The sequence below is a fragment of the Arthrobacter sp. UCD-GKA genome (assembly GCF_001863355.1).
GTDB lineage: Bacteria > Actinomycetota > Actinomycetes > Actinomycetales > Micrococcaceae > Paeniglutamicibacter.
In genome coordinates this window covers 78,388-103,477 of record NZ_MOLR01000004.1, presented here as the reverse complement: position 1 = coordinate 103,477, position 25,090 = coordinate 78,388, and the positions used below count along the sequence as shown (strand labels likewise).

At 67.8% G+C, this 25,090-nt stretch carries 22 protein-coding genes; 11 read left to right on the top strand and 11 right to left on the bottom strand.

Annotation, left to right across the window (positions count from 1 at the left end; genetic code table 11):
• Positions 1–79: 79 nt before the first annotated feature.
• Positions 80–772 carry a response regulator gene (locus BLJ79_RS06765; protein ID WP_071213968.1) on the bottom strand — a complete coding sequence of 231 codons (693 nt, stop codon included), beginning with the start codon at positions 770–772 and terminating at the stop codon, positions 80–82.
• Positions 769–2,133 carry a sensor histidine kinase gene (locus BLJ79_RS06760; protein WP_071213967.1) on the bottom strand — a complete coding sequence of 455 codons (1,365 nt, stop codon included), beginning with the start codon at positions 2,131–2,133 and terminating at the stop codon, positions 769–771. The genes BLJ79_RS06765 and BLJ79_RS06760 overlap by 4 nt, the downstream gene beginning before the upstream one ends.
• Positions 2,134–2,257: 124 nt before the next feature.
• On the opposite strand from BLJ79_RS06760, the gene BLJ79_RS06755 reads away from it, so the two are divergent.
• A complete protein-coding gene (locus BLJ79_RS06755) occupies positions 2,258–4,093 on the top strand; it encodes a glycoside hydrolase family 15 protein (protein ID WP_083411060.1) in 1,836 nt (611 codons plus the stop codon).
• A gap of 28 nt (positions 4,094–4,121) precedes the next feature.
• Here BLJ79_RS06755 and BLJ79_RS06750 read toward each other — a convergent pair whose 3' ends face one another.
• Positions 4,122–5,312: a metallophosphoesterase family protein gene (locus BLJ79_RS06750; RefSeq protein ID WP_071213965.1), complete on the bottom strand. Its 1,191-nt coding sequence runs from the start codon at positions 5,310–5,312 to the stop codon at positions 4,122–4,124.
• A 432-nt stretch (positions 5,313–5,744) separates the two neighbouring features.
• Between BLJ79_RS06750 and BLJ79_RS06745 the strand changes: the two genes are divergently transcribed.
• Positions 5,745–6,119: a VOC family protein gene (locus BLJ79_RS06745; RefSeq protein WP_071213964.1), complete on the top strand. Its 375-nt coding sequence runs from the start codon at positions 5,745–5,747 to the stop codon at positions 6,117–6,119.
• A 56-nt stretch (positions 6,120–6,175) separates the two neighbouring features.
• Here the strand turns inward: BLJ79_RS06745 and BLJ79_RS06740 are convergent, their stop codons facing one another.
• From BLJ79_RS06740 to BLJ79_RS06730, 3 genes are all read right to left on the bottom strand, one after another.
• On the bottom strand, positions 6,176–6,634 hold the full coding sequence (locus BLJ79_RS06740; RefSeq protein ID WP_083411059.1) for a hypothetical protein: 459 nt from the start codon (positions 6,632–6,634) through the stop codon (positions 6,176–6,178).
• A 487-nt stretch (positions 6,635–7,121) separates the two neighbouring features.
• Complete coding sequence (locus BLJ79_RS22800) at positions 7,122–7,775, bottom strand: DUF6318 family protein (RefSeq protein ID WP_139194759.1); 654 nt, start codon at positions 7,773–7,775, stop codon at positions 7,122–7,124.
• Between the two features lie 144 nt (positions 7,776–7,919).
• Positions 7,920–9,197 (bottom strand): MFS transporter, encoded by a 1,278-nt coding sequence (locus tag BLJ79_RS06730; RefSeq protein ID WP_071214476.1) that lies wholly within the window; start codon positions 9,195–9,197, stop codon positions 7,920–7,922.
• Between the two features lie 144 nt (positions 9,198–9,341).
• Here BLJ79_RS06730 and BLJ79_RS06725 point away from each other — a divergent pair, with 144 nt between their 5' ends.
• On the top strand, positions 9,342–9,890 hold the full coding sequence (locus tag BLJ79_RS06725; RefSeq protein WP_071214475.1) for an acyl-CoA thioesterase: 549 nt from the start codon (positions 9,342–9,344) through the stop codon (positions 9,888–9,890).
• Here BLJ79_RS06725 and BLJ79_RS06720 read toward each other — a convergent pair.
• On the bottom strand, positions 9,887–10,621 hold the full coding sequence (locus tag BLJ79_RS06720; RefSeq protein WP_071213962.1) for a FadR/GntR family transcriptional regulator: 735 nt from the start codon (positions 10,619–10,621) through the stop codon (positions 9,887–9,889). The genes BLJ79_RS06725 and BLJ79_RS06720 overlap by 4 nt on opposite strands.
• A gap of 177 nt (positions 10,622–10,798) precedes the next feature.
• On the opposite strand from BLJ79_RS06720, the gene BLJ79_RS06715 reads away from it, so the two are divergent.
• The 7 genes from BLJ79_RS06715 to BLJ79_RS06685 all read left to right on the top strand — a co-directional run bounded on the left by BLJ79_RS06715 (position 10,799) and on the right by BLJ79_RS06685 (position 18,989).
• Positions 10,799–12,412, top strand: coding sequence for an ABC transporter substrate-binding protein (locus BLJ79_RS06715; protein ID WP_071213961.1), 1,614 nt, complete (start codon positions 10,799–10,801; stop codon positions 12,410–12,412).
• 108 nt (positions 12,413–12,520) lie between these two features.
• Complete coding sequence (locus BLJ79_RS06710) at positions 12,521–13,477, top strand: ABC transporter permease (RefSeq protein WP_139194758.1); 957 nt, start codon at positions 12,521–12,523, stop codon at positions 13,475–13,477.
• Positions 13,478–13,481: 4 nt separating this feature from the next.
• Positions 13,482–15,491: a dipeptide/oligopeptide/nickel ABC transporter permease/ATP-binding protein gene (locus BLJ79_RS06705; RefSeq protein ID WP_071213960.1), complete on the top strand. Its 2,010-nt coding sequence runs from the start codon at positions 13,482–13,484 to the stop codon at positions 15,489–15,491.
• A complete protein-coding gene (locus BLJ79_RS06700) occupies positions 15,488–16,294 on the top strand; it encodes an ATP-binding cassette domain-containing protein (protein ID WP_071213958.1) in 807 nt (268 codons plus the stop codon). Before BLJ79_RS06705 ends, BLJ79_RS06700 begins: the two co-directional genes overlap by 4 nt.
• Before the next feature lie 92 nt (positions 16,295–16,386).
• Complete coding sequence (locus tag BLJ79_RS06695) at positions 16,387–17,319, top strand: dihydrodipicolinate synthase family protein (protein ID WP_071213957.1); 933 nt, start codon at positions 16,387–16,389, stop codon at positions 17,317–17,319.
• A gap of 6 nt (positions 17,320–17,325) precedes the next feature.
• Positions 17,326–18,315 carry an ROK family protein gene (locus BLJ79_RS06690; protein WP_071213956.1) on the top strand — a complete coding sequence of 330 codons (990 nt, stop codon included), beginning with the start codon at positions 17,326–17,328 and terminating at the stop codon, positions 18,313–18,315.
• Positions 18,306–18,989, top strand: a complete 684-nt coding sequence (locus tag BLJ79_RS06685) for an N-acetylmannosamine-6-phosphate 2-epimerase (protein ID WP_071213955.1) — start codon at positions 18,306–18,308, stop codon at positions 18,987–18,989. Before BLJ79_RS06690 ends, BLJ79_RS06685 begins: the two co-directional genes overlap by 10 nt.
• Here BLJ79_RS06685 and BLJ79_RS06680 read toward each other — a convergent pair.
• Positions 18,986–19,366 carry an MbcA/ParS/Xre antitoxin family protein gene (locus BLJ79_RS06680; RefSeq protein ID WP_071213954.1) on the bottom strand — a complete coding sequence of 127 codons (381 nt, stop codon included), beginning with the start codon at positions 19,364–19,366 and terminating at the stop codon, positions 18,986–18,988. The two genes, BLJ79_RS06685 and BLJ79_RS06680, sit on opposite strands and share 4 nt — an antisense overlap.
• Before the next feature lie 120 nt (positions 19,367–19,486).
• Here BLJ79_RS06680 and BLJ79_RS06675 point away from each other — a divergent pair, with 120 nt between their 5' ends.
• Complete coding sequence (locus BLJ79_RS06675; protein WP_071213953.1) at positions 19,487–20,350, top strand: SDR family oxidoreductase; 864 nt, start codon at positions 19,487–19,489, stop codon at positions 20,348–20,350.
• Here BLJ79_RS06675 and BLJ79_RS06670 read toward each other — a convergent pair.
• From BLJ79_RS06670 to BLJ79_RS06660, 3 genes are read right to left on the bottom strand one after another with little or no spacing between them, the layout of a single operon-like run.
• Positions 20,347–21,639, bottom strand: coding sequence for a M20 family metallo-hydrolase (locus BLJ79_RS06670; RefSeq protein ID WP_071213952.1), 1,293 nt, complete (start codon positions 21,637–21,639; stop codon positions 20,347–20,349). The genes BLJ79_RS06675 and BLJ79_RS06670 overlap by 4 nt on opposite strands.
• A gap of 31 nt (positions 21,640–21,670) precedes the next feature.
• Positions 21,671–23,338, bottom strand: coding sequence for an amidohydrolase (locus BLJ79_RS06665; protein WP_071213951.1), 1,668 nt, complete (start codon positions 23,336–23,338; stop codon positions 21,671–21,673).
• Entirely contained in the window at positions 23,335–24,990 is a 1,656-nt protein-coding gene (locus BLJ79_RS06660; protein WP_071213950.1) for a thiamine pyrophosphate-dependent enzyme, read from the bottom strand. The genes BLJ79_RS06665 and BLJ79_RS06660 overlap by 4 nt, the downstream gene beginning before the upstream one ends.
• Positions 24,991–25,090: the final 100 nt, after the last annotated feature.

The following is a 25,090-nucleotide window of genomic DNA, read 5'->3' as shown; positions in this document are numbered from 1 at the left end:
TCCAATCTATGTGCCGGGCCCGCCGCGGCGGATCGTTCGAAGGAATGAAATTCGCCTGTGGGGACCCTGCGCCCCCGCCTCAGGCCTCCGTCGAAGGGATGAGCCCGACCCGGTAGGCGAAGACGACGGCCTGCACCCTGTCCCGCACCCCGGCCTTGGCCAAGACGTTGGACAGGTGCGTCTTTACGGTTGCCTCCGAGACATACAGGGCAGCGGCGATCTCCGCGTTGGACAGGCCCGAGGCCAGCCTGGTGAGCACTTCGCGTTCCCGGTTGGTCAGCTCGTCCAGCACCCGCCGGTCATCCGGGTCAAGCGCTGCCGTCGGCGCCGCGGCCGTGCCCGGTGCCGAAGCGGCAGTGCCGCGCTGGATGATGCGCAGCGTGACCTCGGGGGAGAGCAGCGCCTGGCCGCCGGCCGCCGCATGCACCGCCTGGATGATCATTTCCGGTTCGGTGTTCTTCAGCAGGAATCCGCTGGCCCCGGCATCGATCGCGGCAAAGAGGTAGTCGTCGCGGTCGAAGGTGGTCAGCACGACGACCTTGGCGTTGGTTGCCGAGGTGATCTGCGCGGTGGCGCCGACCCCGTCGAGCACCGGCATCTGGATGTCCATGAGCACCACGTCCGGGTGCAGGTCCAGGGCCGCGGCGACAGCCTCCTGCCCGTCGGCGGCCGTGCCCACGACCACGAGGGACTCGTCGGTGCCCAGGATCAGGGCCAGGGAGGAGCGGATCAGCGACTGGTCGTCGCAGACAAGGATGCGGATGGGGCTCATGGGGTTCCTTCAACGGTGTCGGGCGTGTGCAGGGTGCGCAGCCGGGCGCGGGTGCGCCACCCGGCCGGGGAGCGCGGGCCGATGTCCACCAGCCCGTGGTGCAGCGCCGCACGTTCCTTGATGCCGCGCAGGCCGTAGCCGCTGCCGGCGGTTCCCGGGCGCGGGGTTCCGTCATCGATGACCTCGACCTCCACCCAGTCGCCGTTCCCGTCGCTGCCGCTGCGCAGCGAGAGCACCGCCGAGCGTGCGGTGGAGTGCTCGCGCACGTTGGCCAGGGACTCTGCGGCGATCCGGTACAGCGCCAGGCCCAGCCCGGGGCCGACCTCGCCCAGGAAACCCGGCCGGTGTTCGACGGTGATCAGCTGCACCGCGACCCCGGCGCGGGCCGACTGCTCCACCAGCCCCGGCAGCTGCCCCAGCGAGGGTTCCGGGGAACGGTCGGTTGCGCCTTCCCCGTCCGGTTCCCCGTGGCGCAGCACCCGCAGCAGCGAGCGGGTCTCGCCCACCGCCTGGCGGGCCGAGTCCTCGATGCCGAGCATCAGCGCGGCCGAGCGTTCCGGGTCCCGCGGCTGGACCATGCGGGCGGCTGCCGCCTGCACCCCGACGGCCGAGATGTGGTGTGCCACCACGTCGTGCAGTTCCCGGGCAATGCGCAGGCGTTCGTCGACCACCGCGCGGCGGGCCAGCTCCTTGGCCTGCTCCCGCAGCTGTGCGGCCTGTTCCACCACGACCTCGTGCCGCCAGGCGCTGCGCCAGGACGTCTCTCCCAGGAAGATGGCCCCGCCGAAGTAGAAGAGGTTGACCAGGAAGTTGTACCCGGCGTAGGCGATGACCGGGTCGATGAAGCCGGAGGTCTCGATGGCGATGGGCAGTTCCAGCTCTGTGCCGTAGAACAGCTTCGCGTTGGTGATGGCCACCAGCAGCCACACGGCCATGGCCAGGATGACGCCGCCCAGTGCCAGCCTCAGGCCGCGCCGGTCGCGCGCCCAGGTGACCGCCGAATAGAGCCCGACGAAGTAGGCGATCTGCGGTGCCAGCTGCATCATGACAGTCGGGAGCCAGGTGCCGAAGCCGATGAACTGCGCCGAGAGCACCAGCATCGAGGCGATCGGGAAGCGCCGGCGCACCGCCAGCGGGGCAATCATCGCGCACATGGCCAGGTAGGCCGGGACTCGGTCGGGGGCGTCTTCCGCCGGCGCGAAGCTAAGGATCATTTCCATGCCCAGCAGCGCCGCGGCCATGAGCAGCAGCGTCACCCAGGCATCGCGCCGCAACTGCTGATCGCTCGGTTGCCGGCGTTCCCATTCCTCGGGCGGAAAATCGCCGGGCAGGAAGCGTTGGCGCAAGGCCAGGAATTTCATGGTCCATCCTTTAGTTGCGCAGCTGTCGTCATCATTCCCACACACGAACCTATCGCACCGGGAACCTGCGGAGCGTCTTTCGTTGCGGCACCGGAACCCAAATTCCCTTGTCTGGGAGCGGCAAATGAGATTGGGTGGGGCCATGGGCACTTTCATCGAGGACTATGCGTTGCTTTCGGACCAGCGCACCGCGGCACTGGTCTCCCGGCTGGGCTCGGTGGACTGGCTGTGTTTCCCGCGCTTCGACTCGGGATCCGTCTTCGCCTCGCTGCTGGGCGGCCAGGAGAACGGCCGCTGGCTGCTGGCGCCGCTGCAGGGCGAAGTGGTGAGCCGCAACTACCTCGACGCCTCCTTCGTGCTGCGCACCCTGTGGGCCAGCGACACCGGACAGATCCTGGTCACCGACTTCATGCCGACGGGCAATGGACACTCCGGCATCATGCGGCGCGTGGAGGGGCTTTCGGGAACCATGCGGGTGGAACACGAACTGGTCATCAGGTACAACTACGGGGCGGTGCTGCCGTGGGTGCGGCGCAGCTTCGACCCGGTCAAGGGCACCGAGTCGCTGGTGACTGTTGCCGGCCCGCACGCCGCGGTGCTGCATGCCGCCCGGCTTCCCAAGGCCAGGCACCACACCCACCGCGACGAATTCGACGTGCGGGCCGGGGACGTGTTCGACTTCGAGTTCGCCTGCTATCCCGGGCATGCGGCGACCCCCGAGCCCAGCGACGTGGGCCTGGCCATGACCCAGACCGCGAAACACTGGCACGACTGGGCCGCGAAGATCCCGCGGCACGAGGCCCACGACGCGCTGGTGCGCCGCTCGCTGCTGGTGCTCAAGGCGCTGACCCACCGCGAGACCGGCGGGATCGTCGCCGCGCCGACCACCTCTTTGCCGGAGTTCTTCGGCGGGGAACGCAATTGGGACTACCGCTACTGCTGGTTGCGCGACGCCGCGCTGACGCTGCAGGTGATGATGACCCACGGCTACGAGCAGGAGGCGCTGCATTGGCGCGACTGGCTTTTGCGTGCCATCGCCGGGGACCACAACAACCTGCAGATCATGTACGGGGTCGGCGGGGAACGCGAGCTGCCCGAGCGCGTCTTGCAGCACTTGCCCGGGTACGGGGGAGCCAAGCCGGTGCGGGTGGGCAACGCCGCGGTGCACCAGTACCAGGGGGATGTGGTCGGCGAGGTCATGGTCGCGCTCGACGAGCTGCGCACCATGGGCGGGCGCGAGGACCACTTCTCCTGGCCGCTGCAAAAGGCGCTGATCGACTACGTGATTGCCAACCTGAAACGCAAGGACCACGGCTTGTGGGAAATGCGGGGGAACCCGGAGTACTTCACGCACTCGCGGGTCATGATGTGGGCGGCCCTGGATGCCGGGGTCCGGGCGGTGACGCACCACGGGCTGACCGGCGACGTGCTGGCGTGGGAGTCCGTCCGCGACAAGCTGCGTGCCGAGATCATCGAAAAGGGCTTCAACGCGGATTTGGACTCGTTCACGCAGACCTACGCCACCACCGAGGTTGACGCCTCGCTGCTGGTCCTGGCCCAGGTCGGCTTCGTCGACTACCAGGACCCCCGGATGCTGGGGACCGTGGCACGGCTGGAGAAGGACCTGCTCGACGCGAACGGGTTCATCCGCCGATACCGCACCGAGGCCGCGGGAGACGGGCTGCCGCCGGGGGAGTACACCTTCTTGGTGTGCACCTGTTGGCTGGTGGAGCAGTATGCCCACTCCGGGCGCCTCGACGATGCCCGGGCCCTGTTCGAGAAGCTCGCCGAAACCGTCAACGACCTGGGGTTGGTGGCCGAGGAATTCGATCCGGTCTCGGGGCACATGGCCGGGAACTTCCCGCAGGCGCTCTCGCACCTGGGGCTGATCCGTGCCGCCGACGCCATCGCGGAGGCCGAGGGGACGCGTCCGTTCCGGCCGCGCCGCGGACCGAAGTAGGACCGCGGGAACCTCGGCCTCCGACCGGCTACCGGCCCCCGGGCAGCGGCAGCGGTTCTGCCAGCGGCTGGCGGGCGGCATCCAGGTCGATCCCGTAGTCCTTGGCGAAGACCGTGCGGGTGGAGGTGTAGATGTCCTTGGCGTTCTCGTCGAGCTCGAAGACGCGGGCACCGCGCAGGTTGTGCTGTTGCGCCCCGCCCAAGCCGTAGGGGCCGAAGCCGGTGCCCGGGCCGTATCCCAGCTCGATGCCGAAGTAGTTGCCCATGTAGGTGTTGATGTGGTCGTGGCCGCAATAGGCGCCACGCACGTCCCCGCGCTCCAGCATCGCGGTGAACAACCCCGAGTTGAACGCGCCGACGTAGACGTCCTCGTTCTTCTCTCCCACGATGCCGTGCTTCTTCGCCGCCTTGGCGTGGTCGGCGTCGTTGGAGGTGAACTGGGAACCGAACCACATGTGGTGGTGTTCCCACAGCGGGATGTGGAAGAACATCAGCGACGGGACCTTGCCGAAGCGCTGTTCTGTGGCCTTTGAAGCCGCGCTGTACCAGGCAACCTGCTCGGGCCGGATCCAGTCGTAGGACTTCAAGCCGGCAAAGTCCTGTCCGCCGACCTTGTCGTCGGCGTAGCGTCCCGAGTCGAGCAGCCAGATGCCGAACACCGGCTTGTTGCCGCGCGAGGAGGAGATCAGCAACTGGGAATTCGAGGACCCGAACACCGCGTCGTCCTTGGTGTTCACGTTGTACTTGTAACCGCGCACGAACTCGAGCATTTTTGTCTCGGTCATCCCGGTGCCATGCACCAGGGAATCCTCGTCGTGGTTGCCAAAGGTCAGGGCCCAAGGGATCTTCCGGGATTCCATGGGCATCACGACGTTGTTGATGGCCTGCTTGACCTCGGTGGCGGTGGTGGGCTTGCCGTCAATGACATCCCCGTTGATCACCACGAAGCCAGGCTTCTCGGCATCCAGCACCGCCTCCATGAGTTCCAGTGTGCGCTTGTCGGTCAAATGGCCGTCCTGCGTATCGTTGAATTGGACGATTTTGAACTTGCCCTCTGGCCCGAACCTCAGCTTGCCGTCGGGTGAGGCCACCGGCTGCCCGGGAGTGGGGGTGGTTGCTGCACTGGCCGGGGCGGTTCCGGCGGCAAGCGCGCCGGAGATTGCCGCGGCGGTGCCGCCGAGCAGGATGCCTCGGCGGGGAACGGACGAGGGAGTTTTCACGTGATGCCTTTCGGTGGTTGCGCCTCGGGGGACGATCGAACGCGATGGTGCGAGGGCGCGAACAAGACCTTAGAAAGGTTTGGTGACCAACGGGTTAATGCGTGGTTGACGTGGGATTCCGGTGAGTGAAGTCGAAGGTGGGAGCTTTCGGGGTGCGGGCTGCGCTCGCCGAACACGACCTTGCGGCGAGCACCGTTACCTGCAAGAATTCTTGATGCGCCCCAGATGGGCCGAGCTTCCAGGAGGTCAAGGCAACTCACGTCGTTGCCACAATGCAGCGGTTCACGGACCGCCATGCACCGTGGTGACGGTCTTGCGTTCAGCAAGAGCCCCTCCGTATCCGGCGCACACACTTTTCCACACTGCCTGTCGACATGGGCCATGTGTTGCCTGCATCCTTCGGATCCACCAATTCGAGAAACAGGAAAAACCATGAGCATTTCTTTCAACCACACCATAATTGCCGCGAAGGACCGCGAAGCCTCGGCGCAGTTCTACGTCGACCTCGCCGAGGCCCACCGCATCGAAAGCTGGGGCCCGTTCACCAATCTCCAGTTGGACGACGGGGTCATGCTGCAGTTCGCCGAACCGCCCATCGACTTCCCGCCCCAGCACTACGCGTTTCTCGTCGATGACGAGCACTTTGAGCGCACCTACGCGCGCATCCAGGAACGCGGGATCGAGCATTGGGCCGATCCGCAGCGAACCCGCCCGGGCCAGACGAACACCGAACATGGTGGGCACGGGGTGTATCTCCTGGACCCGGCGGGGCACTACATCGAGTTCATTACCCGGCCCTACCTGTAACGGGAATGTGCAGCCCGTTGTCCGTTGCGCAGAAATCGCGGGAGTCCTCAGCGTAGCTACTTGTCGAACAGGGAAGCGCAGCCCGGTGCGTGGGGGTTCCGGGTGCAGTTTTCGGCGACCAGGATCTTCCTGGTCCGCCACACGCTCATCGTGACCTGTTCGCTGGGCACGTTGGCGACGCCCGGGATCGGGGTCCAGGGGCCGCCCTCGGTCGAGTATTCACCGCGGAACCGGGTGGTCAGGCCGACCCTGAAGTCGCCGGTGTCCTGGTAGACGTGGCTGGTGCTGGTGGCCTCGTCGAAGCCGCGCTCGGCCACGGGGCCGCCGGGGAATGCGAGCGTCCGGGAGGTTCCGTCGCCGTAGGTCCACAGGTATGAAACGGGGATCGCCCGCACCCGGATGTCCTGGTCGTACAGGGTGATGTTGAAGTCCTGGGGTTCGGACTCCGCATACATGTGAGCGTGTCCGTTGCGCAGCGAGAAGTTCTCGGGCTGGCTGACAATGGTCGAAGCCAAGATCGGCAGCCTTCGGAAGTCGCTGAGGCCAACCTTTGCGATGTCGTCTTCCGCGCCCGGGATGGTGGTCGGCGGTTCAACTTGGCAGTATTGCGTAACGGAAACTACTTGGCCAGCTCGAGGACCGTTGACTGCCCGAATGGTCCGCACGATTCGATAGCCGCCACCCGGGCAAGTTGGATCAGAGATTGCGTTGCAGCCTCGAGCCAGAGTGAGATCCGGGGTGCATTCGCTGAAGTATTCCACGTCGTATCGAAGCTTAGGTCCGTTTGAAACGGTCTTTGATTTCCCTGGGAGGTGGGCGAAATTGCTGGAGTTCTCAACATTTTTCGGTGGACACGTCACTTCGATGGTCATGTGACGACCGCCCACCTTCGTGTATTCAACGCATCCTGTTTGCGCATTCGCCGGTGCTGCAAGGGCAATGCATGCGATCAACAACGAGAGAACAGCAACAAGTGTTCTGCTGCAGATGCGGCCGGACATGTCATTTCACGTCTAGGTATTCGAGAGTCTCCACCGACCATCCGTCATCCCAGCTGAGGAGCATGGTGGCCGGAAATGGCTTGTCGCTCGCAGGGAAAACTCCTTGTCTTGTCCCGTCGCTCATGTACGCCACCATTTCGCTTTGGGTGGATGTGTAGAGCACTACTCCGTTCTTGGGCTGCAGGATGCTTTTGGTGACGGTGATTTCAAAGTCCGCACCAGCCAGCCACGATCCTGCCTTCCTGTTGTTGTCGAACGGATCAATGAAACCGCTGGCACATTCGACACAGGTACGTTCTGTCACCTGTTTGATTGGTTTCGTGTCGTTCGTTTGGATCGTGTACTCAACGAGTTCGTAGTAGTACTCGGCAAAAGCCTTGATCCCAGCCTCGTTCTTTTTCTTCGCAGCCTCGGGCATCTCCGGAATCGGCCAGTTCTTTGCGGGGCCTTTGGAACTTCCCGCAACCGGTGTGGGAGTTGGCTTCGCGCTGGGGGTCGGCGATGGCGTCGGAGGGGAACTCGTTGCGGTTGCTTCAGGCGTCGGAGGCGACTTGGTTGGCTCGAGCGGTTCGGCGCTTCCTCCGCATCCCGCCGCAGTGAGCACGAGCGCGCCGGAGCAGAATACGAGCATGACCTTCTTGAATTTCGCAAACATGCCAACGGCCTACGATTCGGTTGGAGTCAAGTAGCAGACATCCTAACCCCGTTGCCAAATGTTTGGGAGAGGTTTTCCACAGGCACACCATCCGGGGCCCGTCTGTTGTCCCGGGCCATGTTGCGGAACACGGCCCGGGACAACTCAGGCATCGGCCTGCTGCGGAGCATCCGCCCGGTCGAGCGGATGATCGATCTCGTCCCGGTACATGCGCCCTGCAAACCAAGCCAGGACGCCGATCACCGGTGAAGCCACACCCGCCACCACGAAGATGATCCACAGCGGCATGATTGCGCCCAGCGGGCCGGCAAGCGCCATCGACACGGGCATGAGAGCCAGCGAGACGAAGAAGTCCAACGAGGACACCCGCCCGAGCATGTGGGTCGGCACCCGGCGCTGCAACAGCGTTCCCCAGATGACCTGCCCGAGTCCTCCGGTGATTCCCACGACGACCAACAGCGCGGCCAGCTGCCATGGGGAGCGGGTCAACCCGATGAACGCCAAAGGGATCGTGCCAAAGGCCCAGAACGCCATCATGAAGGTCAGGTAGCGCCGCGGCAGGGGAAGCGATGCGGTGACCATCGAGCCCAGCGCACTGCCGATGCCGAATGCCGCCAGCATGAAGCCGAAGGTCTTTGCATTGCCGTTGAGCTGGTCCTCCACCACGAAGGGCAGCAGAACCTCGATCGGGCCAATGAAACTGAGCACGGCGACAACGGCAAACAACAGGGTCCACAGCAGCCACGGGGTGCCCAGCGTGTAGCTGACCGCCTCGCGGAGGTCGGCCAGGACGCTGGGGCGCTTCTGGTCTGGTTCCAGGTGCGCGTCGTAGGCGCGGTGGTGGCCAAGAAGGTTCAACACCACGAAGGCCACCAGGTGGCAGGCGGCAATTCCGACAATAGCCATCGAGGGCGCAAAGGATGCGACGAGCACGCCGGCGATGGCGGGACCCGCGGCCTGCTGCAGCACCGGGCGAAACATTCCCTCCATGCCGTTTGCGGCCAATAGGTCCTCGGCCGGCAGGATCCGGGGAAGCAGAGCCGAGTATGCGGGGAAGAAGAATGCGGCACCGGCGCCCTGGATGAAACCTGCCACGGCGAGGTGCCAGAGCTGGATGGAACCGGTGAGTGCCAGGACCGACAGGGTGCTCATCACCGAGAGCGAGACGGCCTCGACGGCGATGATGATTTTCCGGCAGCTGACCCGGTCCGCAGTGATGCCACCAATGAGCACGAAGCCAAGCAGGCCGAGCGAGGTTGCGGTGGCCACCACCGAAAGCTGGGCCGGGCCGCCGCCCAGGTGCTTGACCTGGTAGACCATGGCCACGGCCCACATTCCATGGGCAAAGACGCTGATGGCCATGGCAATGAGCAGGATGCGGTAATCGCGATGGGCGAAGGGTCGAAGCGCGCGCGGGGCCATGGTGGGGGTCCTGAAGATGGATGCGATGTCCGGAAGCACGGTGGTGTCCGGGTTCCATCTTGAATCAACTCATTGATATAAGTCAATCACTAGCGCGCGACAAAATGGGCGACAGGTAAGTTACCCATGAGTAGGATGGGGTTCATGCATGCTCTCTTTCGCCTCCTGATCCTGCTTGCCACTGCCGGCAAGCGCCCCAAGCTGTCCATGTTCGACACCTCGTCGGTGCCGATGCGGGCGCTGCTCACCGACATCGACGTGGCCGGACACATCAACAACGGCATGTACTTCTCGCTCTTCGACCTTGGCCGGTTCGATCTCATGGTCCGCGCCGGGGTGTGGAACGTGATGAAGAAGAACAAGTGGACCCCGGTGGTCCAGGCCGAGACCATTTCCTTCCGCAAGTCCGTGATCTTCAACCAGAAGTTCACGCAGGAAACCCGCATCCTGGGCATGGACGACAAGTGCATCTACTTTGAGCAGCGGATGGTCGCGGACGGTGAGATCTACGTGCACGCAACGATGGCCACCCGGTTGCTCTCCAGGAAGGGCCCGGTGTCCAACGAAGAGATCCTCGCCGCGGTGGGGCTGGAAGTTCCAGCGGACCTGGTGCTGCCCGATTGGGTGGCGCGCTGGCGCGAGGACACCGCGTTGCCCGGCGCCCGAAGGCCGGCGCCGCACCTCTGGGGCTAGCCGGCCGGGGCGTTGAAGTCCGCGAGCTGGCCGCGGATCCCGTCGAAGTGGCAGGCGAGCAGCGAGCTGGCCAGCGGCTTGTCGCCGGACTTCACTGCCTCGAAAAGTTCGCGGTGCGAATGCGCGGTTTCGGCAAGATGCGCGCGGGTGCTGTCCTTGGCATCGATGCTCTGGTGGATGGTGCGGTACACATCCCAGAAGACGCCCAGGAGGTTGCTCAGCAGTTGGTTGTTCAGCGGCTCGAACAGGATCCGGTGGAAATTCCTGTCGGCGTCGATGAAGCTGTGGCCTTCGGCTGCGAGCCGCTCCATGTCCACCACGGTGGCTTCGAGTTCGGCCAGGTGGTGCTCGGTGATCGCCGACATGGCCGTCCCCACGAGCCCGGCCTCGAGCGCCTGGCGCACGTCCACGAGCTCATTGGCCTCGTGCCCCTTGTGGCGCAGCGACATCTGCCCGCGGAAGGTCAGCGAGTCGGACAGGGCCACGAGGTTCTCCTCGGCCACGAACATGCCGAAGCCGTGGCGGATTTCCACCACGCCCAGGGCCTGCAGGACCTTGATGGCCTCGCGCAGGGTGTTGCGCCCCACGCCCAGTTCCGCCATGAGCTCCTGCTCGGTGGGCATGGCATCTCCCGGCAATAGGCCGCGGTCCAGGATCAGGTCGGTGATGTCGGAGGTGAGCGCACGCAGCCTGGCGTGGGCATCGAGACGAGGTGGTCGCGAGACGATCATGAGCGGCTGATTCCCCTTTCGGATGGGCGGTGAAGATTCCCTGCTGAATCAATGATGATGCAAGGTTTCCAATGTGACGCGGTTGACGTGTGGTGGTGATGGCGCTTACAGTCTATCTCACAGCATAGGACGTCCTACGTCCGACTTTCACCGTCTTGGAAATGAAAGAGATTAGATATGACCATCAAGGATTTGGCCAGCAAGCCCCGTGGCCGTCGTGAATTTCTCAAGATGACCGGCATGCTTGGTGCAGCAGCTGCCTTCTCGGCAACGGTTGCGGCCTGCTCGAGCCCAGGGACCGCAACCGGCGGCAGCGCCGCCGCCACGGGTGCCGCCACCCACCTGGAAGCCGGCATTTCCTACGCCCTGTCCACCGGTTTCGACCCGATGACTTCCTCCGGCGCCACCCCGTTCGCCGCCAACATGCACATCTTCGAGGGGCTGGTCGACCTGCACCCGGCAACCCGCGAGCCGTACCTGGCGCTGGCCGCCGCCGACCCGAAGCAGCTGACCGACACCAGCTGGGAAGTCAAGCTTCGCTCCGGCGCCAAGTTCCACAACGGCGACCCGGTCACCGTGGAGGACGTCGTCTACTCCTTCGATCGAGTCACCGACACCAAGAACGCCTCGCTGTTCGCACAGTTCGTCCCGTTCATCAAGTCCGTCAAGGCCAAGGGCGAAGACACCGTCGTGTTCACCCTGAACTACGCCTTCCCGCTCTTCGCCACCCGCATCTCCGTGGTCAAGATCGTTCTGAAGAAGGTTGCCTCCGCGGACCAGGCGGCATTCGACGCAGCCCCGGTCGGCTCGGGCCCGTACAAGCTGGTCTCCGCCACCAAGGACGACAAGATCGTCTTCGAGAAGTTCGCCGACTACAACGGCGCCTACGCGGCCAAGGCGGACACCATGACCTGGTACCTGCTCTCGGACGCCGCAGCCCGCGTCACCGCCGCCGAATCCGGCCGCGTCGCGGCCATCGAGGACGTCCCGTACCTGGACGTCGACCGCCTCAAGTCCAAGACGAATGTCGAATCCGTGCAGTCCTTCGGCCTGCTCTTCCTGATGTTCAACTGCGAGTCCGGCCCGTTCGCCGACAAGCGCGTGCGCCAGGCATTCCACTACGCCACCGACACGCAGACCATCATCGACCGCGCATTGCTGGGCAACGCCAAGCCGGCCACCTCCTACGTGCAGGAAACCCACCCGCAGTACGTCAAGGCCGCCAACGTCTACGGCTACGACGCCGCCAAGGCCGAGGCCCTGCTCAAGGAAGCCGGCGTCACCAACCTCGAGATCGAGTTGCTGACCACCGACACCTCCTGGGTCAAGGACATCGCCCCGCTGCTGCTCGAATCCTGGAACAAGCTCCCGGGCGTCAAGGTCACCATGCAGAACCTGCAGTCCGGTGCCCTGTACACCGAGCGCGTCGACACCGGAAAGTTCACCATCGTGGCCGCCCCGGGCGACCCCTCGGTCTTCGGCAACGACCTGGATCTGCTGCTGAGCTGGTTCTACCGCGGCGATGTCTGGCCGACCAAACGCTTCCGCTGGTCCAAGGCCGCCGAATACAAGGCGCTGCAGGGCATGCTCGATGCGGCAGTGAAGTCCAAGGACGAGGCCGGTGCCGTCAAGGCCTGGACCGAGGCCATCAACCTGCTCTCCGACCAGGTCCCGCTGTACCCGGTGCTGCACCGCCAGCTGCCGACCGCCTGGGACGAGAAGAAGCTCGAGGGCTTCAAGCCGCTTCCGACCACCGGCATCTCCTTCGTCGGCGTGGCCCCCAAGGCCTAGCCCTCGATTGTTCCGGTTGCGCCGCCGATTCTCCCAAGTCGGCGGCGCAACCGCCCCCCTCCTGCAACACCCCTTGCCAACTCATTGCCTACCCATCGGAGTTCTTGCGTGGGAACCCTCCTACGGCTGCTGCTACGCCGCCTCGCCGCCCTGCCCCTGATGATCCTGGGAGTCACCTTCCTGGTCTTCATCATCCTTAAACTTGCACCCGGTGACGAGGCCACCTCCGCCCTGGGCGAAGGCGCCAGCGCGGCGGCCAAGGACGCCTACCGCGAGGAGCGCGGGCTCAACGACCCGCTGGTCATCCAGTACGTCTCCTTCCTGGCCCGGCTGATCCGCCTGGACTTCGGCACCACCACCCCGCCGGCCCGCCCGGTCGGCGAAATGATCGCCAACGCGTTCCCGCTGACCCTGCAGCTGACCTTCTTCGGCGTGGTGATCGCCGTGGTTCTTTCCCTTCTCTTCGGCGTGCTCGGCGCCCTCTACCGCGACCGCTGGCCCGACCAGCTGGTCCGCGTCTTCTCGATTGCCGCGATCGCCACCCCGTCCTTCTGGCTGGGCATCCTGTTGATCCAGTGGCTCGCCCTGGGCGCCAACCCGCTCTTCCCCTCCGGCGGCGCGGCCGCCGCGGGCACCGGGCTCGGCGGCTGGCTGGCCCACATGACCCTTCCCGCACTCGCGCTGGCCATCCCGGTCTCCGCCTCGCTGATCCGCGTGGTGCGCACCTCGATGGTCGAGGAACTGGACAAGGACTACGTCCGCACGGCCATCGGCAACGGCGTGCCGCGCGGCGAGGTGCTGACCCGCAACGTGCTGCGCAACGCGCTGGTCACCCCGGTCACCGTGCTGGGCCTGCGCATCGGGTACCTGCTCGGCGGCGCCGTGGTGATCGAGATGATCTTCTCGCTGCCCGGCATGGGCCAACTGATCATGAACGGCATCACCAACTCCGACGTGAACCTGGTCCAGGGCGTGGTGCTGGCCATCGCGGTCACCTTCGTGCTGGTCAACATCGCCGTGGACCTGCTCTACCTGCTCATCAACCCGCGCATCAGGACGGTGTAACTTCATGGCTCTCCTCGCCCCCCGCAACGGACTTGTTGCCCGCCTGAGCGCCGGCGGCACGCGCTTCACCGCGCTGCCGCTGGGCTCCAAGATTTCCCTGGCCTTCCTGGTGCTGGTCGCCCTCGCGGCGCTCCTTGCACCCATGCTGGCCCCGCAGGACCCGCTCGCCTCCGGCATCCCCGCCCAGGGCCCCAGCGGCGAAAATCCCTTCGGCACCGACCGGCTGGGCCGCGACATCCTCTCGCGCCTGCTCTTCGGCGCCCAGGCCTCGCTGCTGGTCGGCCTGGGCTCGGTGGCCCTGGCCCTGGTGATGGGCGGGCTGCTCGGCGCGCTTGCCGCCACCAGCGCCAAGTGGGCCAACGAGACCATCATGCGCATCATGGACATGCTCATGGCCTTCCCGGGCATTGCCCTGGCCGCCGCGCTGCTGGCCTCGCTGGGCAACTCGCTGCCGGTGATCATCCTGTCGATCGCGATCATCTACACCCCGCAGATCGCCCGCGTGGTCCGCGCCAACGTGCTGGCCCAATGGGGCGAGGACTACGTGCGCGCCGAACGCGTCATCGGCGCCGGCCGCTTCTACATCCTGGGCACCCACGTGCTGCGCAACTGCGCCGCTCCGGTGCTGGTCTTCGCCACCATCATGGTCGCCGACGCCATCATCCTCGAGGCCTCGCTGTCCTTCCTGGGCGCGGGCATCCAGGACCCGGCGCCCAGCTGGGGCAACGTGATCTCCTACGGCCGCACCCTGGTGCTCAACGGTGCCTGGTGGGCCACCACCTTTGCCGGCGTGACCATCCTGCTCACGGTGCTGGCGCTGAACATCCTGGCCGAGGGCATGACCGACGCGCTGGTGAACCCCAAGTCCACCCGGAAGTCGGCCTCCACCTCGGAGCGGGCCGCGGCCAAGGCCGCCAAGCCGGCCGTCGACACCGCCGCGCTGGCCCGCCTGCGCGCCGAGCTCGAGCTGCTCGCGGCCACCGAGGCCAGGCGCACCGACCGCCTGGTGCTCGATTCCTCGACCGGGGAACCGAAGACCATCCTGGAGGTCAGGGACCTCTCGATCCGCTTCCCGGCCCGCTTCGGCGAGACCCGGATCGTGGACAACGTCTCCTTCACCGTCCGCGAGGGCGAGACCATGGCGCTGGTCGGGGAATCGGGCTGCGGCAAGTCGATCACCTCGCTGGCCATCATGGGACTGCTGCCGGACACCGCCGTGGTCACCGGCTCCATCAAGTTCGGGGACAAGGAACTGCTGCCCGTCGGTCCCGGCGGAAACCACATCGCCGGGGACGACAAGGTTTACAGGGGCCTGCGCGGCGAGCAGATCGCGATGGTCTACCAGGATGCGCTTTCCTCGCTGAACCCCTCGATGCTGGTCGGCGACCAGCTGCGCCAGCTCACCAAGCGCGGCGGGCGCACCAGCCCCGCCGAACTGCTGCGCCTGGTCAAGCTCGACCCGGTGCGCACGCTGCGCTCCTACCCGCACGAGCTTTCCGGCGGGCAGCGCCAGCGCGTGCTCATCGCCATGGCCTTGAGCCGCAAGCCCAAGCTCGTGGTCTGCGACGAGCCGACCACCGCGCTGGATGTCACGGTGCAGAAGCAGGTCGTGGACCTGCTCAACGAACTGCGCGAAACACTGGGCTTCGCGATGGTCTTCGTCAGCCACGACCTGGCACTGGTCGCCTCGCTGGCACACCGCGTGACGGTGATGTACGCCGGGCAGGTCGTCGAATCCGGCCCGGTCCCGGCGGTGCTCGCCGCCCCGGCGCACGAGTACACCCAGGGCCTGCTCGGCGCGGTGCTCTCGATCGAATCCGGCGCCGCGCGCCTGCACCAGATCCCCGGCACGGTGCCCTCCCCGTACTCGTTCGCGCCGGGGGACCGGTTCGCCGAACGCTCCCAGCGGGCCGCCGCGGATCCGAACCGTCCCACCGACTTCGTCCCGGCCGGGGAGCACCCGGAACACTTCTGGGCCAGCCACGAACCAGTTTCCCCAGGAGTATCGCGATGAGCAACGCATCCAGCACCCCCGTCGTCCAGCTGCGCGACATCCACGTGCACCACCGGGCCCGCGGCGGCAAGCTCTTCAGGCCGAACATCGTCCGTGCGGTCAACGGGGTCGACTTCTCCGTCTCGCGCGGGGAAACCGTGGGCATCGTCGGGGAATCCGGCTGCGGCAAGTCCACCCTCGCCTCGGTGCTGGTGGGCCTGCAGGAACCGACCAGCGGCCAGGTGCTCTTCCGCGGCAAGGACGCTTCCAAGCGCAACGCCGCGGGACGCAAGGAATTCGGCCGCTCGGTGGCCGTGGTCTTCCAGGACCCCTCCACCGCGCTGAACCCGCGCATGAGCATCTCCGACATCCTCACCGACCCGCTGAAGATCCACGGCATCGGCACCCCCGCCAGCCGAGCGGCCAAGGTCGCGGACCTGCTCTCGGTGGTCGGGCTGCCGGCCTCGGCGGCCTCGGCGATGCCCAACCAGGTCTCCGGCGGCCAGCGCCAGCGCGTGGCCATCGCCCGCGCCCTGGCCCTGGACCCGGATATCATCGTCGCCGACGAGCCGACCAGCGCGCTGGATGTCTCGGTGCGCGCCCAGGTGCTGAACCTGCTCACCGACCTGAAGGCCACGCTGAACCTCGGCATGGTGTTCATCTCCCACGACATCCAGACCGTGCGCTACATCTCGGACCGGATCTGCGTGATGAACGCGGGCAAGATCGTCGAATCCGGCACCGCGGCCCAGGTCTTCGAGAACCCGACCGACCCCTACACCCGCACGCTGCTCGGCGCGGCCCCCACGCTGCTGCAGCTCTAGACCCGGCGGGCGGGAACGCGTCACCACACATCCGCGCCCCCGCCCGCCACCTTCCCCACCCCAAGCACCACCCCCTAAAGAAAGATTTTCTCGTGGCATTCGCTAACAACCCCAAGTACTCCGGCGTCATCCCCCCGGTCGTGACCCCGCGCACCGCGGAGGGGGCCATCGATGTGGCGGGCCTGCGGGCTGTCGTCGAACACCTCATTTCCGGAGGGGTCACCGGCCTGTTCGTGCTCGGTTCCTCCGGCGAGGTCCCGTACCTGACCAACACCGAGCGCGAGCTCGTGGTCACCACCATCGCCGCCGCCAACGCCGGACGCGTCCCGCTGGTCGTGGGCGCCAACGAGCAGACCACCAACCGCGTCATCGAGGAAGGCCGCAAGATGGTCGACCTCGGCGCCGACGCCCTGGTCGTCACCACCCCGTACTACGCGCTGTCCAACGCCGCCGAGGTCGAGGCGCACTTCCGCGCCATCCACGCCGCGCTGGGCGTGGACATCTTCGCCTACGACGTGCCGGTGCGCACCCACGTCAAGCTGTCGGTGGCCACCGCCGTGGCGCTGGCCACCGACGGGGTCATCGTCGGGGTCAAGGATTCCTCGGGCGACGACGTCTCCTTCCGCCAGCTGCTGCTGGCCACCAAGGACATCGAGGGCTTTTCCGTGTTCACCGGGCACGAGGTCGTCGTCGACGGCGCGCTGCTGGGCGGCGCCCACGGCGTGGTCCCGGGCCTGGGCAACGTCGACCCGGCCGGCTACCGCCGCCTCTTCGACGCCGCGGTGGCCGGCGACTTCGCCACCGCCGCCAAGGAACAGGACCGCCTGGCCCGCGTCTTCGACATCGTCTACACCCCGGACTCCGCACGCGTCTCCGGCGGCGCCGCGGGCCTGGGCGCCTTCAAGACCGCACTGGTCGCCCAGGGGATCATCGGCTGCAACAAGATGAGCGTCCCGATGGTGGACCTGAACGAGTCCGAGGCAGCCGCGATCACCGCGATCCTCGCCGAGACCGGCCTGCTCTAGGCGTCCATGGACAACGCAACAGCATTGGTGCGCCCCGGGAATCCGGGGCGCACCGCCGCGTTCGGCATCGACCTGGGCGGCACCAAGATCGCCGCCGGCCTGGTTGACGCCGCCGGCACCGTGCTGGCCACCGCCTCGGCCCCGACCCTCGCCACCGCCGGGGCCCGCGCCGTGCTCGACACCGTGGCCACGCTGGTTGCCGAGCTCTCGGCCACCGAAGCCGCGGCGAACCTGCAGCTGATCGGACTGGGCCTGGGCGCGGCCGGGGTCATCGACCCGGGAACCGCCCGGGTGCTCTCGGCCACCGACACCATTGCCCGCTGGGCCGGCACCGACCTGGCCGCCGAGCTGTACACCCGCACCAACCTGCCCGTGCGCGCGGTCAACGACGTGCACGCCCACGGACTGGGCGAGGCCTGGTGCGGCGCCGCCGCGGGCCGGGCCAACGTGCTGCTGCTGGCCGTGGGCACCGGGGTGGGCGGCTCGCACCTGCTGCACGGGGTGCCGCAGACCGGCGCGCACCACGTCGGCGGGCACATGGGGCACTTCGCCTCCCCGCTGGCCACGTCCGTGCCCTGCTCCTGCGGGCGCACCGGCCACCTGGAGGCCATCGCCGCGGGCCCCGGCATCCACCGGAACTACCTGCGCCTGGGCGGGGATCCGTCCGTTCCCGACACCCGCGAACTGACCGCCCGCGCCTATGCGGGGGATGCGTTGGCCCGCCAGGCGCTGCGCACCGGGGCGCTGGCCGCCGGGATCGCCGCCGGTTCGCTGGCCAACATCCTGGACCCGGAGGCCATCGTGCTCTCCGGGGGCATGAGCGGGGCCGGAACCCTGTGGTGGGATGGTGTGCGGGAGGGCTTCGCCGCCGAGGCCATCGACCCGCTGGCGCACCTGGAACTGCTTCCCGCGGCCCTGGGCAACGATGCGGCGCTGATCGGCGCCGCCGGACTCTTCCTGGCCCCGACCGATTCGAAGGAACCGATATGCTCTTGACCCCCGCCGACCTCGAGGCCCTGCGCGGCCGGTTGATCGTCTCCGCGCAGGCCTATCCGGGCGAACCCATGCGCACCCCCACCACCATGGCGCAGGTCGCCGCCTCCGCCGTCATCGGGGGAGCGGCGGCCATCCGCGTCCAGGGCATCGCGGACGTGCAATTCACCCGCAGCGCCGTGGAGGTTCCGGTGATCGGGCTCTGGAAGGACGGGCACGAGGGCGTGTTCATCACCCCCACGGCCCGCCACGCGCTGGCCGTGGCCCACGCCGGGGCGCACATCGTCGCCCTGGACGGCACCCGCCGCGGGCGCCCGGACGGATTGTCGCTGCAGCAGACCATCGAGCTGGTCCACGCCGAGTCCCACGCCCTGGTCATGGCGGACTGCGGGTCGCTTCAGGACGCATTGGCCGCGGCCGAGGCCGGGGCGGACCTGGTCGGGACCACGCTGGCGGGCTACTCCGGGGAACGGCCCAAGACCCAGGGCCCGGACCTGGAACTGCTGGAGGCGATCGCCGCCGCGGGCCTGTCGGTGCCGCTGGTCGCCGAGGGCCGCATCCACACCCCGGCCCAGGCCCGCGCGGCCCTGGACGCCGGGGCGTTTGCCGTGGTCGTGGGCACCGCGATCACCCATCCGGCCACGATCACCGGCTGGTTCGACGCCGCGCTGCGCTAGCGGCGATCCTCGTGGGTGACCAGTGACTCGGCGGTGTTCACGACCTGCTGGGCATGCAGGCGCGCAATGAAGTCCATGGGCCGCTCCTCGTCCAGCGCACGGTTGGGGGACATCAGCCAGTCGACGGCCGCCTGCGGGTCCTCCAGCGACTGCAGGGTCAGCCAGACCCGGTAGCCCAGGCGCAGCCGCTGCTCCGTCATGGTGTCCGGTTCCGTGCTGTCCGGGTGGGCCCAGCGGTGCGGTGCGGTGGCGTCATGGGTGCCGGCCAGCTGCTGCACCGCGGGCGCGCCGATGGCATCGACCAGGGTGCGGACGATGTCGTGGATGTCCGTCCGTGTTGCTTCGACATACACGGCGCTGTGGTTCAACTCTTTCATGCCCTAAGCATCGTCCTGCCGGGCCCGAAAATCCATGGGCTTCGCGGTCTTTTTGCCCAGATGGGGACACGGTTCTTGGCTTGCTGTACCCGGGGGCCGATTCAGTGGTGGAATGGAGGCATGATCATCGTTCCCCCGCCGCTGGCCGTCACCGGGTCCACTGGAAGCCTTGGCAGCCGGGTCGCTGCCGGGCTTTCCGCGGCCGGCGTGAAGCAGCGCCTGCTGGCCAGGACCCCGCGCAAGGCCCCGCCAGTGGACGGCGCCACGGTGTTGCAGGCCGCGTACGAGAACACCTCAGCCACGCGCACGGCGCTGGCCGGGGCCGAAACGGTGTTCATGGTCTCGGCCTCCGAATCGCTGGAGCGCCTGGAGCAGCATTGCGACTTCGTCGATGCGGCCCTCGAGGCCGGGGTCCGCCACCTGGTGTATGTCTCGTTTGTCGGGGCCGCCCAGGACGCGGTGTTCACCCTGGCCCGGGACCACTTCGCCACCGAGGAATACATCCGGGCCTCGGGCCTGGACTTCACCTTCCTGCGCGACAACCTCTACGCAGACTTCCTGCCCGGGCTCGTGGGAGCCGACGGGGCCATCCGGGGGCCCGCAGGTTCGGGCAGGGTCGCGGTGGTGGCCCAGCACGACATCGCGCGCACCGCCGTGGCGATCCTGCAGGATCCGGAACGCCATGCCGGGGCAACCTACGAGTTGACCGGCCCCGAGGCGCTGTCGCTCACCGAGGTTGCCCGACAGCTCGGTGAGGCCCGCGGGGAACCGGTCAGCTACGTGGACGAGAACGTCGAGGAGGCCTACGCCTCGAGGGAACCGTACCGGGCCCCGAGATGGCAGGTGGATGCCTGGGTGTCCACCTACCTTTCGATTGCCTCCGGGGCCATGGAACGGGTCAGCGGGGACATCGAGGCGATCACCGGGGTGCCGCCGATGACGCTGGCGCAGCTGCTGGAAACCCTGCCGGCCGGTCGCTCCTAGGACACCAGGGATGAATCCCCGGCGGGTTCCTCCACGCTCCCGGAGGGCGAGATGAATTCGCCGCGCACCACGCGCGCCAGCACCTCGGAGAGCAGGTCCACGCCGGCAAGCATGTCCGCGTCACTGGTCAGCTCGCGCTCGTTGTGGCTGATGCCTTCGACGCTGGGCACGAAGAGCATGATGGTCGGGACGATGTCCTTCATGTTCGTCGAGTCGTGGCCCGCCAGGGTGCGCACCACCCCGTGGCTCAGGCCCAGCGACCCGGCGGCCCGCGCCGCCAGCTCCAGCCCGGCCTGGTCATAGGCCTTGGCGCCCCAGGCGTGCTCCTTGCCGCGCTCGATCCGCACGTTGGCCAGCTGCTCGATCTTCGCGATGCGGGCGTGCAGGTCCGCATCCGCGGCGGCCAGCACGTCGGGATCCGTGGAGCGCACGTCCACCAGCAGGTTCACGCGGCTTGCCACCACCACCGGGGAGTTGGGGAAGACGGTGAACTCGCCGCAGGAGGTGATGACCATGTGCTCATCGGTGGAGTGCTCCAGGGCGATCTCGCGGGCGGCCACCACCAGCGCGGAGGCACCCAGCAGCGCGTCCCGGCGGTCGGCGATGACCGTGGCGCCGGTGTGCGCCTGGTCGCCGTGCACCGTGAACTCGTACTTGTTCGCGCCCCAGGTCGACTCGACCAGGCCGATGGTGAGGTCCCGGTCCTCCAGGGAGCGGCCCTGCTCGATGTGGATCTCCACGTAGGCGGCCACGGGCAGCTCGAAGTCGCCGATGGTCCCGATGGCCTCGAGCGCCTCGCGCACCGTGGTGCCGGCCGGGTCGGTGGTTTCCAGCACCTGGTTGGCGGGCAGCTTGCCGGTGTACACGGAGCTGCCCATCATCGAGGGCTTGAACCTGCAGCCCTCCTCGTTGAACCAGTTGATGACCACGATGTTGAACCTGGCGGTGCCGGGGTCCCCGTCCAGGGATTCCCTCACGCGCAGGGCCGCATGCGCCCCGGCCAGCACGCCGTAGGCGCCGTCGAAGCGGCCGCCCAGCGGCTGGGAATCCAGGTGCGATCCCACGGCGATCCACGGGGCGCCGGGAACCAGCTCGAGCATCGAATACTGGTTGCCGACCGCGTCGTAGCGCACGGTGAAGCCGTGGCCCTCCACCAGTCCGCGGAACCAGTTGCGGGTCTGCCCGTCGGCCACGGTGGCGGCCTGGCGGTCCACGCCGCCGCCGGCGGTGGCGCCGTGGCTGCTCATCGAGGTGAAGTCGGCAAGGAAGGGGTTGTGGTCGGGGGTCATGGTCTCTCCTGCAAGGTGGTGGGGGCGGGGATCAGGCGGTGGCGGGAACCGCGGCGGCGGAGCGTGAGTAGCTGGACCTGCCGCCGACGAAGGTGCCCAGGATCTCGAGCGCGGCAATGTCGTCGGCGTGCAGCGGGGACTCGGAGAGCACCACGAAATCGGCGAGCTTGCCTCGGGCCAGGGACCCGCGGTCGGCGAACAGGCCGGTGGCCTGGGCGGCGTTGATGGTGTAGAGGCGCAGCGCCTCAAGCGGGCTCAGGCATTCCGCCGCACCGCCGAGCACCGTGCCGTTCTCGGTCCTGCGGTCCACGGCCGAGGCCATGGCCCGGCGCACGTTGTTGTCGGCCACCGGCAAGTCCGAGCTGCCGGCGGCCAGGACCCCGGCGGCCAGCAACGATTGGCCCCGGTAGAGCCAGCCCTCGCGCTCTGGACCCACGAGCTTGGCGAACTGGTCGCCGAGCGGGCCGATGAAGGAGGCCTGCGGGGTCACCGCGATGCCGTGCCTGGCCACCGCCGCGACCTGGTCGGGGCGGGCGATGCCGAAGTGCTCGATGCGGTTGGGCAGCGCGTTGCGGCCGTGCTTTTCCTGCAGCCCGGAGATGATCTCGATGGCCAGGTCGATGGCCGCGTCCCCGATGGCGTGCAGCGCCACGGGCCAGCCGGAGCGGTAGGTGGCGGCGATCCGGTCCCGGTACGCCTGCGCGTCGTCGAGCAGGTAGCCGGTGTTGTGCAGGTGCCCGCAATAGTCCTCGGTCACCGCGGCGGTGGCGCCCAGCAGCGAGCCGTCCATGAACACCTTCACCGGGCCCAGCGAAAGGTGCTCGTTGCCGAACCCTGCCGTGATGCCCAGGTCCAGCCCCAGCCCGGTGCCGGTGCCGTGGGCATCGGAGGGGTGGGATTCCTGCTCGCGCAGCGCGTCTAGCGTCGGCATCAGCTGGGCGCGGGCGTGCAACTTCCCGGCGGCCAGCGCCCTTTGGTAGGCGGTGACCTCCACGGGGGAGTGGCCGATCCAACCGCCGCCGATGCCCGCCTCGGTGAAGGAGGTGATGCCCTCGGCGGCGTAGCGGGCGGTCGCGGCATCCAGGGCGCCGACGATCTGCTCCACCGAGTAGGGCAGCAGCATCTTCTGGATGATCCCCTGGGCCGATTCCTCGACCAGCCCGGTGGGGGCACCCTGCGCGTCGCGCACCACGGCGCCGCCCACGGGGTCGGCGAAGCCCGGTTCCAGGGCCCCGGCCAGGGCGAGGGTGGCGGTGTTGGTGATCGAGGCGTGCCCCGAGACGTGGCGCAGGTACATCGGGCGGTCCCCGGTGATCGCATCGAGCCGCACGATGTCCGGGAACAAGCCGCCGTGGTTCTTGTGGTTGAAGCCGGTGCCGTTGAGCCACACGACGGGGGTGTCGGCCAGCCGGTCCATCTCGGCTTCGAGCAGGGCGTAGAGCTCCTCGAGTCCGCGGGCCCCGGAGAGGTCCAGGGCGGCGAGCCCCAGCCCCCACCAGGTGGTGTGGCAGTGGGCGTCGATGAAGCCGGGGGTGATGGTCGCCTCGCCGAAGTCCTCGGTGCGTTCCGCGGTGCATCCGGCCAGTTCCTCGTCGAAGCCGACGATGCGCCCGCCGATGATCCCCATCTCGCGGGCCGTGGGGCGCGCCTCGTCCATGGTCAGGATGGTGCCGGCGCGCACCAGCAGATCGAGCCTCATGCGTGGGCCTCCGCACCGCTTGCCACGGATCCGTGCGCGACGGTGCCCGGGCCCATGGTGGCCGGGTCGGTCTTCAGGTGCAGCACCGCCGGCAGGCCGCTGGACAGGGCCCGTTCGAGTGCCGGGGCGAATTCCGCGGTGGTGGCGATGAATTCGCCGTGCCCGCCGAAGGATTCGATCCACTGTGCGAAGTTCGGGTTTTCCATCGCCGTGCCCGAGGGTCGCTGCGGGTAGTGCCGTTGCTGGTGGTCCACGATGGTGCCGAAGATCCCGTTGTCCGCCACGACGATGAGCGGGGTCCCGCCGTGGGCGAAGGAGACGGCAAGTTCCTGGGCGTTCATGAAGAAGTCCCCGTCCCCGCAGATGGCCACGACGTGGCGGCCCGGGTGCATGATGCTTGCGGCCACGGCGGCCGGAACCGAAAGCCCCATGGCGCCGTTGCGCGGTCCGGCCAGGGACTTCGGGCCGTGGTGGGACAGGTAGCGGTGTCCCCAGAGCGTGGCGTTGCCCGCGCCGTAGGTGATGATGCGGTCGGCATCAAGGGCGGCCTCGAGGGATTCGAAGGCGATGCCCAGGTCCACGCCGGTGCCGCCGTCTGGCCCGGGGACCGTGAAGTCCAGCTGTTCGGCGCGCAGCCTCTCCATCCATTCCGGACCGCGCGTGCCACGCAGCGAGTCGCCGGAGGGAAGGGCGGAAAGGAATTGCGCCGGGCCGATGCCCAGGTGCGCGTCGATGCGTCCGGCGTGGCCCGTCAGCCCGGCGTCGGGGGACACCACGATGGTCGGGGTGTCCAGCGCCGCTTGGTAGCCCTCGGAGAGCACATCGCCGCGGGTGCAGCCGATGAAGACCAACAGGTCGGCATCGTTCAGCGCCTGCACGGTGCGTTCGGCCCGGCCGTAGCCCAGCCAGCCCGCGTAGGCCGGGGAGTCGTGGTCGATCGCGTCATAGGCGCGCCAGTCGGCCAGCACCGGCACGCGGGCGGCCTCGGCGAAATCGGCAAGCCTTGCCGAGGTGGCCGGATCCCAGCCGTCCCCGCCCACAATGATCGTCGGCTGCATCGCCCGCCCGAGCATGGTGGAGAGTGATTCAAGGGCGGCTGCACTTGGTGCGGCATCGGGCAACGGAAGCACCGCGGGCACGGGGGAGGAGGTCATGCGGACCAGGACGTCCTCGGGCAGCCCGACCACGACCGGTCCGGGGCGTCCGGTGGAGGCCAGGCGCATGGCCCGTGCCACCACGTCGCCGGCCTGGTGCTCGTCATCGAGGACAAAGACCGCCTTGGCGGTGGTGGAGAACCAACCTTCCAGGCTGAATTCCTGGAAGGAGTCCCGTCCGCGGTCCGCCAGCGGAATCAGCCCGACGAACAGCACCATCGCGGTGGCGTCCTGCCAGGCGGTGTGGATCGCGATCATGGCGTTCGCTGCACCGGGGCCCCGGGTGACCATGGCAATGCCGGGGCTCTCGCCGAGCCGGCCCTCCGCCAGGGCCATGAAGCCGGCACCGCCCTCGTGGCGGGTGACGACGGTGTGGATCGGGGAATCGTGAAGCCCGTCGAGCACATCGAGGTAGCTTTCACCCGGAACCGCATAGATGCGCTCCACGCCGTGGGCTTCGAGGGTCTTGACGATGAGGTGGCCGGCTGACAGGGTCATGAGCGGTCGTGGTCCTTTGTTGTCGAGCGTAAAAAAAGAAGAGGGAGGCACCCGGTGTGCACCGCAGGAGTTGGGGCTCCTGCGGTGCGTGCCGGAGGGC